The 15024-nt window shown below is 54.6% G+C and carries 8 protein-coding genes; 2 read left to right on the forward strand and 6 right to left on the reverse strand.

The window, feature by feature from the left end; all coding sequences use genetic code 11:
• Window positions 1-16: 16 nt before the first annotated feature.
• Window positions 17-1294, reverse strand: a complete 1278-nt coding sequence (locus tag ACTJJS_RS10625) for an OmpA family protein (RefSeq protein ID WP_440663657.1) — start codon at window positions 1292-1294, stop codon at window positions 17-19.
• 166 nt (window positions 1295-1460) lie between these two features.
• On the opposite strand from ACTJJS_RS10625, the gene ACTJJS_RS10630 reads away from it, so the two are divergent.
• Together ACTJJS_RS10630 and ACTJJS_RS10635 are read left to right on the forward strand one after the other, a co-directional pair.
• The gene (locus ACTJJS_RS10630; protein ID WP_440663658.1) at window positions 1461-2507 is read left to right on the forward strand and encodes a cytochrome-c peroxidase; all 1047 of its coding nucleotides are present in this window, start codon (window positions 1461-1463) and stop codon (window positions 2505-2507) included.
• Window positions 2508-2511: 4 nt separating this feature from the next.
• Window positions 2512-3000: a molybdopterin-dependent oxidoreductase gene (locus ACTJJS_RS10635; RefSeq protein WP_440663659.1), complete on the forward strand. Its 489-nt coding sequence runs from the start codon at window positions 2512-2514 to the stop codon at window positions 2998-3000.
• Between the two features lies 1 nt (window position 3001).
• Here ACTJJS_RS10635 and ACTJJS_RS10640 read toward each other — a convergent pair whose 3' ends face one another.
• The 5 genes from ACTJJS_RS10640 to ACTJJS_RS10660 all read right to left on the reverse strand — a co-directional run bounded on the left by ACTJJS_RS10640 (window position 3002) and on the right by ACTJJS_RS10660 (window position 15022).
• On the reverse strand, window positions 3002-6580 hold the full coding sequence (locus ACTJJS_RS10640) for a hypothetical protein (protein WP_440663660.1): 3579 nt from the start codon (window positions 6578-6580) through the stop codon (window positions 3002-3004).
• A 13-nt stretch (window positions 6581-6593) separates the two neighbouring features.
• The gene (locus ACTJJS_RS10645) at window positions 6594-8759 is read right to left on the reverse strand and encodes a T9SS type A sorting domain-containing protein (RefSeq protein ID WP_440663661.1); all 2166 of its coding nucleotides are present in this window, start codon (window positions 8757-8759) and stop codon (window positions 6594-6596) included.
• A gap of 35 nt (window positions 8760-8794) precedes the next feature.
• Window positions 8795-10189, reverse strand: coding sequence for a RagB/SusD family nutrient uptake outer membrane protein (locus tag ACTJJS_RS10650; RefSeq protein ID WP_440663662.1), 1395 nt, complete (start codon window positions 10187-10189; stop codon window positions 8795-8797).
• Between the two features lie 10 nt (window positions 10190-10199).
• The gene (locus tag ACTJJS_RS10655; protein ID WP_440663664.1) at window positions 10200-13547 is read right to left on the reverse strand and encodes a TonB-dependent receptor; all 3348 of its coding nucleotides are present in this window, start codon (window positions 13545-13547) and stop codon (window positions 10200-10202) included.
• A 269-nt stretch (window positions 13548-13816) separates the two neighbouring features.
• Window positions 13817-15022 (reverse strand): FecR family protein, encoded by a 1206-nt coding sequence (locus ACTJJS_RS10660; protein WP_440663665.1) that lies wholly within the window; start codon window positions 15020-15022, stop codon window positions 13817-13819.
• Window positions 15023-15024 lie beyond the last annotated feature (2 nt).

Here is a 15024-nt window from a genome sequence, read left to right on the forward strand (position 1 = left end):
GCATGGTGCCCGTTATTTATAATTTGATAAATTCTACCCTGCGGTTGTTGGCCTTGCCTACTTCGGTGTTGTTATTATCGATAGGCTGGGTTTTACCTTTGCCGTCTGTTTCCAGTCGCGCCACATCGATACCGAAATCTTTGCCCAGGGCTGCCTTTACGGCGTCAGCGCGGCGTTTGGAAAGGTCCAGGTTCAGTTTGTCGTTGCCGTCTGCATCTGTATGGCCTACAATTTTCACTTTTACGGCTGCATTTTCCGTGAGCACATTGGCGATATCTTTCAGCGCGCCGTAAGACTCCGGTTTGATCTGATCGCTGTTGGTATCGAACAGGATACCATGGGAGATGAACTTGCCTTCGGTCATCAGCTTGTTGCGGGTGTCCGGCGCACCTACTGCCAGGGTAATATTGCTGATGTAAAAAGTACCGTCCTTTTTGTCATAGTCGGGCGCATACGCGTTAAAGGCGAGGGTATTGAGTATAGTGCCGGCATCCAGTGCGCGTGGCAGGTCCAGTATTTTGGTACTGTCCAGGTATACGCGTACCCGTTGTTTCTGGCGCCAGAGCGAAACGCGCACATAGTTTTTCTTCGGTACGTTGAACACCGGCATACCATTAATAGTATTGCTGCCGATCACATTGGAGGAATAACGGAAGAAGCCATCTCCGGACGATTTAGGCGCCAGGCTTACTTTAAAGGAAGGCGCTGAGACCTGATTGTCAGTGGCCAGGTCAAATTTTTCATTGGCATTGGCGGCTTTGAGCATGCTGATGGTCAGCATGCCGATGCCAGCTATGCCGTTGCTGGCCATCACGTCCACCTGCAGCGTGAAGTTGTCCGGCAGGTTGCTGGCCAGGTACTCGGGGTAGAAGGTGCCGTCCTGTTTCATGGCCAGCCATTTACCGGGCCGGTTGCTCACCGTCACGATCTCTGCGCCGGAACGGGTGTTCCACTGGCCGGGGAATTCGCCCACGGCATCCTGCGCGAAATTCTCGTGCATGATGATTTTTTCCCCCGGTACAAAATCAAACCGGGAATAGGACTTGATATCTGTATTGGCAGTACCGCTGTTATCGGCTGCCGGCGTGGTATTGGTGGTTTCTCCGGAGGTGGTGTTACCGGAGTTGGTAGTGCCCTGGTCGCCTTTCTTTTTGGGGGCGGTAACGTCGTCAATGGTTTTGTCGATTTTCTCATTGACTTTCTGCTGTACCTTATTTTTGATGCGGTCAAATAACTGGGCCTGTGTAGTACTTGCCACGGCACAGATACCGAGCAACAGAATTGCCTTTTTCATGATAACAACAATATGGTTTCTGAATAATGGATAAAATGCCCTGCAAGGTACGTTGGTTGGACATACATTCCGCAGGGGGCGTGTTATTTTTTCCGGAAGTTGCGCTTTAGGGGAACGTTGACCGCTTTCTGTTATATTTACCCTCAAAAAAGTGTCGTCCCGTAAAATGATATTATCAGGACTGTTGCTGATGATGATCGTCATGACCGCGCAGATGCCTGCCAGGCGCGTGCCTGTGCCGGTAACCCTGTCGTGGCCGGATTATTTCGGTAACCGGGTGTTTTTGCCTGCCGGCAACCCGGTTACGGAAGAAGGGATAGCGCTGGGCCGCCGTTTGTTTTACGAAAAGGCGTTGTCTGTCACCAGTCAGATGAGCTGCGCCACGTGCCACCAGCAGACAAAAGCTTTCACCGATGGTAAACGTTTCAGCGCCGGCGCCGATGGTGTGCTGCAACCCCGCAATACCATGTCGCTGGCCAACTTGCTGTGGGTACGGCAACTTTTCTGGGACGGCCGCGCCGGCAGCCTGGAAGAGCAGGCGGCGATACCGCTCACGGCCCCTCATGAAATGGGACAGTCACTGCAAATATCCGCCGCTAAACTGCAACAACTGCCACGTTATCCTGCGCTGTTCCGCCAGGCCTTTGGCTCGGACACTATTACAGCTGACGGCATCGTGAAAGCGCTGGCGCAGTTTGAACGTACGCTTATTTCGGCCAACTCCCGCTATGATCAGTATCTACAGGGGAAATACCAGCCGTCTGCTGCTGAAAGAAACGGCATCACACTGTTCTATGCCAACACTGACCTGGTGCGCGGTATCCGCGGGGCCGGCTGCGCACATTGCCACGGTGGCCCTAAAACGTATAGCGACCTGTTTCACAACAATGGGCTGGACAGTCTCCCTGCTGATGCAGGCCGGCAGCAGATCACCGGGCAGGCGTATGATAAAGGCCGTTTCAGGGTGGCCACGCTGCGTAATATCGCCCTTACAGCGCCGTATATGCATGACGGCCGTTTTCCCGACCTGGAAAGTGTGATCGATCATTACAGCGAACACGTGGTCCATAGCGGGACACTAAGCCCCTTTTTGCAACAGCCGTTGCTACTGACTTCGCAGGAAAAAAAGGACCTGCTGGCCTTCCTGCATATGCTCACGGATTCAACGTTTATTACAGACCCACGCTTTTCCAACCCTTTTGATAATAATTAAGCTGATGATAAAAAACTGTTTTTTAGGACTGCTGCTGCTCACAGGTACGACCTCCATGGCTCAACAAAAACCGGCGGTGAAAGTATCCGGAGAGGTAACCCGTCCGCTGACGCTCTATCCTGAAAACCTGCGCCAGATGAAACGCACCACGGTTTCCCTGAAAGACCGCGACGGTAACGATCACGCCTATACCGGCGTGCCTGTGCAGGAAATCCTGGAACAGGCAGGTGTTACTACCGGTAAAACGTTAAGAGGGGAGAACCTCAGCAAATACCTGTTGGTACGGTGTGCCGATGGTTATGAGGTGTTGTTCTCGCTGGCGGAACTGGACAGCAGTTTTACGGACAGAGTGGTGATACTGGCAGATGAATCCGGCGGACAACCGCTGCCCGCCGGAAAAGGGCCCTTCAGATTGGTAGTACCCGGAGAAAAGAAACCTGCACGCAGCAGTTTCCAGGTAACGGACATGATTATACGGTTCGCAAAAGACTGAGTTACTTTTCCACGCCAAATTCTACTTCATTGGCCCAGTGTACTTTCCAGTCGGGGTGAAAGGCACGGGCATTGAGTTTGGACACGCTCCGTTCTTTGGCCAGTTCCATGCAGCTGCCGGGAGCGCCGTTGTCGTTTACACGGAAAGAAAGCTTTATCCGTTCTCCTTTGTCCATAGCGGCTTTTACGTCGGGTATCTCGCTCCAGGGGATGGCGCATTCGGTGATCACGGTATTGCCTTCACGGCGGACCACCAGCTTGCTGTTGGTAACAGGCCCCTCTTTTTCAGATTTAGGCTGCCGCGGAAAGAAGTGTTTCCGGTTAAGCCCCGGTACCAGCAGCCGCCACATCTCCGTGCCTCCGCCATATTGGGCGGCTACGGGATTAAACGCATATTCATAGTCGGTGCATTTGTAACCGGTAAAACGCGGCATTGTGCCCGGCGGATGGGACAACATACCGTCTTTCCCTTCCGGAATAATATTGAACGCCAGCAATACATTGTCGTACGAATACCCCAGTCCTGAGTTATCGGGCGTTACAGGGTTTTTCTGATAGGTGTAGTGCCGTACGCCTGCCGGCCATATCAACGGCTGTTTGATCTCTTTAAAGGCGGGTGTGATGGTAACGCCGGCGGGTAAACGCGCGGCTGTTCCCACGATGTGATGCCCCCATGCGCCATATACGCCTTTCCAGTTGCCGCGTGTATCAAAATCCTCTTTTACAAAAATGCTGTCGGATGATGGCTGGTCAAACATGAGCGCGGCCAGTTTAGCGGTATACCACCAGGCGTTGCTGTGCAGCACGATGCGCACATCGCCTTCGAGGCGCAGCACTTCCCAGGCGCCGCCCCACAGGTTGGTGAGTGTACGGCGGAACAGGTTTTTGCCGGTGGCGTTATCATACACTTCCAGCCTGGCGGAAGACACCCGCAGCGATGGCAGGTACAATGCTACCTGTGTGGCTTTCGGCAGATGAAGGTCCAGCCCGAAGGAATTGGTATTGTCGCCGCTTTCCCAGTAGTGCATGATACGCCCGTCGCCATTGGGCAGCTGTAAGGCGCCCGCATCGGTGGCGGGCACGCTGTTTTCTTTGATGATAAGTGACTGCTGCATGTCCAGTACATAGGAGGTATCGGGATAAAAGAACTCGTCGTCCGGCCGCTGCGCAAAGCGGTACGTGCCGGGATGCGGCGTACTGTCGGCCACTTTGGCGGCGAAATAAAAGTATTGGTCGTCATAGGCGAAGTACCCGTTGGCATAGCCGTTGGCGTTGGTATCAAAGTTTTTGAACGGGTACCAGGCGGCCTCTGTCACGCTCACGGTGGCGGCGCCTTTGCTGCTGACGGTCTGCGGTAAAGCCTGCTGCCAGTCGTCCAGCTTGCCATCTACGCGTATGCTTAACCGCGATATCACGTTCACATGCATATCTTCATAGTGGGTGGCCATCCCGTCTGTGCCGGCATCAAAATGCACGGAGAGGGGATAGGTGTTATTGGCGGCGGCCACGCCCCCGGTGATCTGCACGGGAATAGTACGGGTTTCATGCGGGGCGAGCGTCACGGTATCGGGAACGGATACACGCAGTCCCTGCAACGCCACAGCGAGACGCCCTTTCACCGGCCGGTTCAGAATATTGGTCAGCTGCAACCGCATCACCGGAGACTGTGAAATACGGGCGGTCATATCTTTGGCGATAATCTCCACAGGCTCATAACCTTCTATCCGCGCGGTTTTTAACGCGGCCAGCAGTTTGATGAAAGCACCTTTCGAACCGTCGGTGCGCAGGTAGTAGCCCTGGCTGTTGAGCGGTATGGTCAGATACCCGTTCTCTGCAAACAGCTGGTTGCCGTAGAAATCGTATAGCCGCAGATAGGAGGCGGCAGGCAGCAGCATACGGCCGCCGCTCAGCGGGCGGTATTGCTGCAGCGCCTGTTGCAGGCTGTCAGCATTAGCGCTGCCGGCAGCCAGCGCGGCCCTGATTTGCTCTTTGTCTGCCATTTCGGGCAAACCTCTTACATCACGGAACAGCACTCTTTCGGGACCAAATGCTTCACCGATATCGCCTGATACGACAGCGGTACCGTCGTCCGGATTGTTTTGTCCGTCAAATACCATGATCCAGGGCAGCCCGTTGGTGAACAGCAGCCGGTTGAAATTACGTTCGCCTACCAGGTGCTGCACTGCGCCCAGCGCGGCCGCCTGTGACCAGGTATCCGGGATGCGCGTAATTTCTTTGGTGCCTTCCGGCGTCCGTACTTTCTGCGTGAAATGTTCGCTGCCACGGCCGCCGGTATACATGTAACCGGCATAAATGCCCATGGAACGGTCGTAGCCGGAGGCCCGGTTAGTGGCTACGGTAAGGCCTATACGATCATCGGTATTGCCTACCCAGCTTTCTGTGTCCCAGATTTTAACACGGCCTCTGGGTGATTGGCGGTTAACCCACTCCGGATAAAGGGCCGGCGTTTCAATGCCCTGATAATGAATGGAGCAGAAATCGAAAACAGGCAGGAAGGTCATTTTGCCATCGGCAAAAAGTTTGTCCCAGGCATTGGAGTTGGAATCGCCACCGCCGACTAATACATCGGCGCCTTTCTTCCGTGCGTCCAGCACGGCTTGCGCCATCACGGTATATATCTCGCGGTAGCGCAGTATGTCTGACTGCCATCCGGAGATGGAAGCGCCCTCCCAGGGCTCGTTCCACAGCGATACCGCGGTGACCGGCCCCCTGGGCCAGCCGTACTGTACACAAAGCCGGTTGACGAACAGCTGGAAATCAGCATCGGAGCCAGGCGCCCATACAAAATCCTGCTTGGTCTTTTTCATCACGCGGTTGGAATCGAGGAAAGAACGCGGCATGCCCAGTGGCAGCGGCGCTGTGCCGGCGCCAAACATGAGCAGCACCGTAATGTTTTTGGACTGGTACTCTTTTATTTTAGCGTCCAGTTCCTTCATTTTCTGCGTGTAGTCGGGAGCGGTAGTAGGCGTGTAATCCACGCCCATCCGGATCGCCTGCACGCCTATACGTTGCAGAAAATCAGCGCCCATATCGTCGAGCGATTGTTTGGGGTACTGCAACCGTTGCGGGTTAGCGGCGAAAGTACGCACCAGGCTGGTGATCATACGGCGGCCATACCGCCCCAGGTCCATCACCAGGGCATACCCGCCAAAGCGGGCGGGTATGCTGGGTAAATGTTCTATGTTGATATATCCGCCGGCGGGGATGTTCACTTTCACGGGAACGGTGGTCACTTCTCCCTGGCGGACCATCTCGGGCAACCAGATATCGCCGGGAAGGCCGCGGGTGCCGTAAGGTATCAGTTCAATGCTGCCGGTGGCTATTATTGGCTCGTTGAGCCGGTTCACCACCTGCAGGGTGTAAGACGGTTGTTCTCCGGGCCACAATACGTTAGTGGGGCAGGACGCACGCACTACGCTCACATCATAGTCGTAATGCCGCTGATTGTTTTTTACGCCCAGCACCTCTTCGTAGTGGACCCAGTCGGCTGGCGCTTTCATTTGTGCCATACCGTTATACCCGCTGCTGACCAACAGCCCGAGTATCCATAAATATTTCATTCGTTTTTTCTTTTTATAGCTTGATGAATTTCTGTTGCCCTATGACCTTGCTGCTGGCGGCATCGGTGATGCGCAATACATAGGAGCCGGGCATCAGGTTGGCCACATCGGCGGTGATAGCACCTGCATTGGCCGCCTGTATGGTTTTTATGGTTTTACCGGTGAAATCAAAGATGTCGAGCTTAAACCCTTTTGACGCGCTTTGTTTCAGGTCGATGTACAGTGTTTTATCTACCGGATTGGGAAACACTTTGAAAGCTGCGCCGGCATTACGGGTGAGCATGGCGGAAGTGGCGGCGGTGCTGTCGGGGCCGGGAGGCGGTGGCGCCGGCGTCCAGCGGTACAACACTACTTTATTGGCATTGTAATCATCTTTGGTGATCAGGTATTCCCCGGTGGTACGATGATAGGCTTTGATGCCATACTGTGAATCCACGTCGTTGCCCACATACACGGCAGGGTTGCTGCTGTTCATGGTCAGCACCAGTGCGCCGCTGCTGAGGTCAAACACATCTATATCAGGAATAGCATAGTATCCCACAAAGAGATAGTTGCCGGCGGCCGACATGGATTTGGCCTGCGCACGGCTCAGCGTGATCACCAGGTTAGGGGTGCGGTTGCCTGTTTTCCATCCGCGGTACACTTCTATCCTGTTGCCGATCAGCGTCCAGTCGGTGTTGCCGCCGGCCAGCACCATCATATCGCTGGCGGGAACATATTCAATGCGGTTCAACGGCATAATGGAAGTGGGCGTTGGCGTGGACACCACCGGTCCGTATATGGGCTTGCCGTTGGCGGCGAAGCTGGTCAGCGGATAATGCTGGATGGCATTGGTCTTATCCTGCGATATCCATACATCGCCGATGGAGTCGAGGCAGAAGCCGTTGCGCACTTTGCTGATGGTGTCTAACGGTATGGCAATGTGGCCGTCCGTCGCTTCATTAAAGTAGTAGCGGTAAAATACATCGGCGTTCTGGTTGTTGGCGATGAGTATTTTATGGCCGTTCACATTGGCGAGATGCCCGAAATGTTCGCCCCTGCCGTGGTCCGTCATTTGTATGCGGGCGTCCAGCGGATAGCGGTAGGGATCTACGGTGTTGGCCACATAAGTGCCGCCGTCGGTACCGGTATAGGAGTAGAGGATGTTGCCACTGTAGAAGTAGGTGCCGTCGCTGCCGGCGTCGGCAGAAGCGTTGCCTTCAAAGTTGAGCGCCTGTAATGTCCATTGAAGGTTGCCGGCACTGTTGTAGCAGTGGATATCAGTGGCGCCGTTGCGGCCCAGGTCCCATGTGCCTCCCCACGGGTTGTTGAGCACATAGAGGTTGTCTGCCGCATCCCGGCCGATACCTACCACACGGGTGAAACGTTTGTCGCCCACGGTGCCGCGCAGGGCGGTGGACTGGTCCAGGTACCCACCCTGTACGCCGAAGGTACCGGACGGTACAGGCGTTCCCGTTAGGTTGCTGTAAATTTTGATCTGCATGTCCGGTCCCTGGTCGCCGATCAGCAGCTGGCCGCGGGCACTGTCGGCATACAGGGCCGAAGGCCGCGCAGTAGTTCCCAGCGTGATAACGGGACCGGCTACACCGGTAGTGTCAAAGCTGGCCACGGTGCCGCTGTTGAGCTGTGCCACCCACAGGTGGCCGCTGCTGTCGATGGCCAGCGCGCCAGGCGTAGCTACGGACCATTGCCTGATGGCCACACCGCCGGTAGTGAATACCTTGATCATGTTGTTGACAAGATCGCTGGTGTATACACGTCCATAGGATACGGCAATGCCTGGCACGGCGTCGTTGGTGCCGGTATTTACGGTAAAGAGCAGGTCGCGCACTTTGGTGGCGCGGTTGTAGCGTCCCACTTTACCGTTGTTGGGTGTTTCCTGTGCGGTGAAGATATAGGTATTGTCACCGCCGATGGCGCAGCCCTGCGATTCTTTGTTGCCGCCCATGGAGCCAAGGGTGGTGCCGTTTTGGTAGATACCGATGTTACGGCCTTTTTCATCCCAGCCGGAAGAGGTATATACCACGCCCTGCGGAGATACCCACATAGAGCGGGCACAGTTGCCCACATGTTTGTTGACATCAGAGAAATTATTGCCCATCCAGGTGGTGATATACTGGCCCTGGCTGCTGGCATATGCCAGCAGCAGGCCTGATAATACGGTAAATGTTTTTTTCATATACGGTGGAGTTTGAGGGTGAAAAGAGACAATGATTAATATCCGTGATTTTGTATAAGGCGGGGATTACGGCCCAGCTCCCGCAGCGGAATAGGCCATAGCGTCTGGTCGGCGCTGATGCCCAGTACGGCGGTAGCACGACCGGTACGTGCGAGATCATAAAAACGATGGCCTTCAAAAGCCAGCTCTTTGAACCGCTCATTTTCGATGGCGATGGTAAGATCGGCATCTGTTTCACCGGCAGCAGGGAAATCGTAGGCGGAAGGAGCGGTGGTAGGCTGACCGAATGCGCGACGGCGGATGATGTTGAGCATGTCAACAGCTTCGGCATGTTTACCCAGTTTGTCCAGCGCTTCGGCCCTCACCAGGATAATATCTGCCAACCGCAGCGCGATGAGGTTAGGCTCCGTGCCGTTCGTCAGCCGCACGTATTTGCTGACATAGGTCACCGGCGTAGTGGCTGCGGAAACGCCCAGGCTGGCGCTCTTCCGGATATCACCGGCGGCATAGGCATTGATGATCTTGTTGGTAGGCGCTATCTGGTAACTGCCTGTCTGTTGACCGGCAGGGATACCGGTAACGGGCATATAAAAACTGTACAGACCATTGGCCTGCGCGGAAGAGCTGACATACTGTATCTCAAAGATGGATTCTGTACTGTTTTTGCCACTCACGGTAAACATATTACTGTAGGCGGTACTGCCGCTCACCAGCGCATATACAGGGCTGTTGATGACATCCTGTGCCTTGATGGCGGCAGAGTCATATTTCTTCATGCTGAGGTATGCTTTGGCCAGCAGGGCTTTGGCGGTGCCTTGTGTGGCGCGCCCACGGGTGTCGGCGCCGGTGGCGAAGCTGGCGGGCAGCGATGACTCGGCAATGGTCAGGTCTGCAATGATCTGTTGAAAAATAACGTCAACGGGAGAACGCTCTATGGTAAAATCCGCATTGAAGGAGTTATAGGGCTGTGTTACCAGTGGCACAGGCCCATAGGCTTTGAGCAGGTTAAAGTAGAAGTAAGCCCGGAGGCAACGTGCTTCTCCCAGCAGCTCCTGTTTGCGGTTGCCGGTAAACAGGCTGTCTTTCATGGCAGGCACGTTTTTCAGCAGATCGTTGGCCCTGCCGATACCGGTGTAGTTGTTCTGCCAGTAGGCGGCCACAATTGGATTATCTACCGGGATGCCATGTTGACTGAAAGGCGCATAGTTGATAAGCAACGCGGTGGTGGCGTCGGAGCCGGCATCAAAAGCCACCGGGAACTGCTGCGACAGCTGTTGGACGGCTGGATAGATGCCTACGGCGGCGCTCTCCGCATCATTGGCGGTTTGCCAGAAGTTGTCTTCTGCGATGGTGTATTCCGGCACCTGGTCCAGTACTTTGGTACAGGAGGCGAAAGTTATAGCGATTAAAAGAAGTCCTGTTTTTTTCATGTCTGCTGCTTTAGAAGTTCAGGTTTAATCCAGCCATAAAAGTGCGGGGCTGCGGCTGTACGGCCCAGTCGATGCCCAGCTGGGAGTTTTTAACGGACTGGTTCTGTGACTCGGGGTCATAACCGGAATAATTAGTGATCATAAAGAGGTTCTGGCCGCTCACATACACCCGTGCGCTGCTGATGCGTACGCGTTTCAGCAAAGCGGTAGGGAACGTATAGCCAACCGTGATATTCTTCATGCGGATGAAGGAACCGTCTTCCACAAAACGTTGCGATACCTCGCCGTTGGTGAGGCTGCCCGGTGTCACGGGATCATTGAAGATGGCTTTAGGCACATCGGTCTGCGTGTTGGTGGGCGTCCAGCGGTTCAGCGTTTTGGCGTCACCGTTATTGTAGTTGCTCATTCGCTCGAGCATGCTGCGGGTCTGGTTATAGACTTTGTTGCCGTACGACCAGTAGAGGAAAAAGCTGAGGTCTACACCTTTATAGCTGAAAGTGTTGGTCAGGCCGCCGGTGAAGTCCGGGAGCGCGTTGCCAAGGATCACCCGGTCTGCAGCGGTAATCTTGCCATCTTTATTGATATCGTCATAAATCATATTGCCGGTAGCGGGATCTACGCCTTTGTTGCGGTAACCGAAGAAAGAGCCAACGGGTTCGCCTACACGGAAAATACTGGTAGGCTGACTGGTGTAGAAGGAGCCAGGCAGGCTTTCGGTAAAGTCGGAACTGGAAGGATCGCCGGCCACGGTTTCAGGCAGGCTGGTAATTTTATTGCGGTTGAAATAGAGGTTGAAGTTGGTGTTCCAGGTGAATTTACCGCGGATGTTTTCTGTGTTGATGCCTATCTCGAGGCCTTTGTTCATCAGTTGCCCGATGTTGGCGCCGTTGGTACGGTTAAATCCGGAGGTGTAGGGAAGTTCCAGTTTAAAGATCAGCCGGTTGGTGATTTTCCGGTAGGCTTCTACGGTAACGTTGATGCGGCTGTCGAGAAAACTCATGTCCAGTGCCAGGTTGGTGGCGGTGGTGGCTTCCCAGCTAAGATCGCGGTTGGAAAGCGAGGTAGGAGCGATGCCTGCCGCAGCGCCATAGTTGTAGCCGGTGGAGTAGGTGGCCAGCGAAGGGAAGTCACTGCCAAGCCCTTCGTTGTTACCGGTAACGCCTACACTGCCGCGTAGTTTCAGGTCACTGAAGAAACGCTGGTCCTTCATGAACTGCTCGTTGATGATACGCCAGGCGGCGGAGATGGAAGGGAAGAAACCATATTTTCTGTTGGCGCCAAAGCGGGAAGAACCATCGGTACGCAGTACGCCTTCCAGCAGGTAACGGTCGTCGTAGCCATAGCTTACCCGGCCAAAATAGCTGACCAGTCCCCATTTGGAGCGATAGTCCAGCGGCGAGAAAAGGTTGGTGAAGCCGGTAACGGCCTGAATGATATCGGTGGAATTGGTATTACCGGAAACGCTGATACGGCGCACATTGGCTTCCTGCGCGCTCTGTCCCAGCAGGGCGGTGAGCTTGTGTTTGCCGCGGAGCGCCGGCGTATACGAAAGGGTGTTTTCATTGACCCACAGGAACTGGGAAAACACGGATACGAAGCCGGTGGCCGGTGATTGGTTGTTGACCAGTTTGGACTGGTAGCGGTCATCGGTCACCTGCTGGTTGTCGAAGCCGAAGCTGGTCCTGAATTTCAGTCCGGGAATTATGGTGTATTCACCGTACAGGTTACCGATGTAGCTGTCTACGCCCGACTGGAACCGCAGGGAGTTGGCGATCATCACGGGATTGGTCCACCGGCGGTTGGGATCTGTATAAAAGGTGCCGTTGGAATTATAGATCGGGTCATTGGGATTCTCTATCAGTGCCAGCGCCAGCACGGACTGTCCGGAGAAGCTGTTGTCCATACGGTTGTTGATGGAATGTACACCGGTGAGGTTCACGCCGATCTTTATCTTGTCGGTGGCCATGAAATCGAAGTTCACGCGGCCGTTGACCCGCTTGAAATGTTGCACGCCTACGATAGTGCCGGTCTGGTCGAGATAACCGACAGAAACGTAATGGGAGGTGCGCGGCGTGCCGCCGGAAATAGACAGGTTATAATTGGACACAGGGGCGGAACGGAAAATAGCGTTCTGCCAGTCGGTGTTCCTGCCTGTCTTTACAATGGCCGGGTCTAAAGGGAGGCCGGCATTAGTGCGGGATTCGTTGAACAGGTCCACGAACTGGTCGCCGTTGAGCAGCGGCAGTCTTTTCGGTACGTCGGAAAATCCGGTGTACATGCTGAAGTTGAAGCGTGACTTGCCTTCTGCGCCTCTTTTGGTGGTGATGAGGATAACGCCGTTGGCGCCCCGGGAGCCATAGATGGCGGTGGCGGCGGCGTCTTTCAGTATTTCCACCGACTGGATATCGTTGGGGTTGATGTTGTTGGTGGCCGTAATCCGTTGCCCGTCGCCGGATACGCCGTATTGTGCGGCGGGCAGGTTGCTCATCGGTACGCCGTCGATGATGTACAGCGGACGGTTTTCTCCGAAGAGGGAGCCGTTACCACGGATACGAATATACGTTTCATCGCCGGGAGCGCCGGAGTTCTGTACCACCTGTACGCCGGGGGCTTTTCCCTGCAGGGCGGCGTCCAGGTTGGTAACGGCCACGCCGGTCAGTTCGCTGCCTTTAATGGAAGAAACGGACGATGTCAGGTTCTTTTTCTGCTGGGTGCCGTATCCCACCACTACCAGGTCATTCAGGGAATTGCTTTTTTGTTGCAGTACAATGTACAGCGCCTGTTGACCGTTGACTGCCACTTCTTTCGACTCGAAGCCGACGGAGGTGCAGAGCAGTATGCTGTTGTGCCCTGGAACAGACAAGGTGTAGTTTCCCTGTGCATCAGTGGTGACGCCGGTAGCGGTGCCCTTGACCCGGACACTGACACCGGGCAGCGGTTGACCTTTATCGTCCGTAATTTTTCCTGACACAGGCAGCCGGGCGGCCTGCACCTGGTTGTCTGGCGGTGGACTGCTTTCTTTGCGTGTCACCACCACAATGCGGTCTGTGATCTGATAGGTAAGGGACAGCCCGTCGAGGAATGATTTCAGCACCTGTTCCAGGGGCGCGTCTTTGCATTCCAGGGATACGTTTTTGTAGGCCGCAGCCGATTCGCCGCGCCAGATGAAAGAATAACCTGTTTGCTGTTTCAGCGAGGAAAACACTTTTTCCAGCGGTACATTTTTCAGGGAGACAGTTACTTTCTGTGCAAAGCCGGCTGTACCTGCCAGCAGCAGTGCAATGGTCAGTATTGCCCACAACGGCCTGGCCGGCTGTATTTTCACAGCTGTGGGAATGCGCGTGGCAAAGAATTTCATATTTTTTTACTCGTGGATTTTATACATGAAGCAATCATAAAACGTGGACGTTTCACCCAATACTATCCTGCACCGGGGGCCCCCGGCAATTTTGGTCCCCGGGGCATTAACCCCCGGGCTGAAAATGTTTTGGCGGAAGAAGAGTGGCGTTTGTTCTGGCTTTACTATTTAGTTGTTGAACGTTGGTTTAATTGTACTTAATTATTGATTTTGGTTTGTTAGTTATTAATGTTGCAGTTTAAACCCTGAACTAATCGTAGCCCAGGGCTTCAGCCCTGGGACCCCGGCGAAACGAAAACAACGTTCCCGCTTATACGAAAACGTACCATCTTCGTCATCTCGAGTGCTTTCAGCAGCTGGCCGATTTCCTCATTCCTGGATACAATTCCGGAAAGGGTGATATCATCCATATCGCCTTCATATCTGACTTCCACATTATACCAGCGGGCCACTTCCCGCATGATGCTGCGGATATTGGTGTCCCGGAAGTAAAACTCACCGTTTTTCCAGCTGAGGGTTTCATCCAGGTTGGGTTTGCTGATGAGGAAAGCCCCGCCGGAAGGAGCGATGGTGGCCTGTTCGCCAGGGTGTAACAGCTGTTTGTCCGCCCCGTTAATAACGTTGACGGCGCCTTGCACGAGGGTGGTCCTGATGGCGTTTTCATCCGCGTAGGCCATTACGTTGAAGGCGGTGCCGAGCACTTGTATATCCAGTTTGTTGACAGTAACGGTAAATGGTTTGTGTTCATCTTTGGCGATATCGAAATAGGCTTCGCCTGTTACCTCCACGTGCCGGTTGTTGGCTGCGAACGCGGCGGGATAGCGGATAGACGAGGCGGCGTTGAGCCATACCCGTGAGCCGTCGGGCAGGGTGAGCTGGTACATGCAGCCATGCGGTGTTTGCATGGTATTGTACAGGATGTTGTTATTATCCTTGCCTTCGGTCAACTGGTAGGCTACCTGTCCGTTGGCGAGTTTAACGATGCGGGCGTTGCCTTGTTGGGCGATGGTGCCGTTAGCGATGCTGTCGAGTGCTACGCGGGAGCCGTCGCCGAGTATCAGCACGGGTTGTGCGGTGCCGGGCCTGACAGGTTTGCCGGCTGCCAGGGCAGTGGCATTGTGTCTGTGCCGGGAGGCGAATTTCCAGGTGCCGGCCATCAGAAGGCCGAAGATGGCTGCTGCGGCCGCGTATTTGAACCAGGGCCGGAAAACGGGTGGTTTGCGTGTTGGCGGCAACATCGATAATTGTACGTCCTGTTGTTGTGCTTTCAGCAGAATTTCATCAGCCATTTCCGCCGGGTCATAGTCGGCGGCCTCCGCATAGGCAGGGTTACTGAATGCTTCCTCCAGCAGGCGGGAAAGCAGGGCCTTGTTGTCCCGTTCCATGGCCATCTGGCGGAAACGGTGTATCTCGGACGCATTGAGCGTGCCGTTCATATAACCTTTGAACAGTGCTTCAAATGATGTGTCAGACATGC

The sequence above is a fragment of the Chitinophaga sp. 22308 genome, assembly GCF_052045305.1.
In the GTDB taxonomy this organism is placed as follows: Bacteria; Bacteroidota; Bacteroidia; order Chitinophagales; family Chitinophagaceae; genus Chitinophaga; species Chitinophaga varians_A.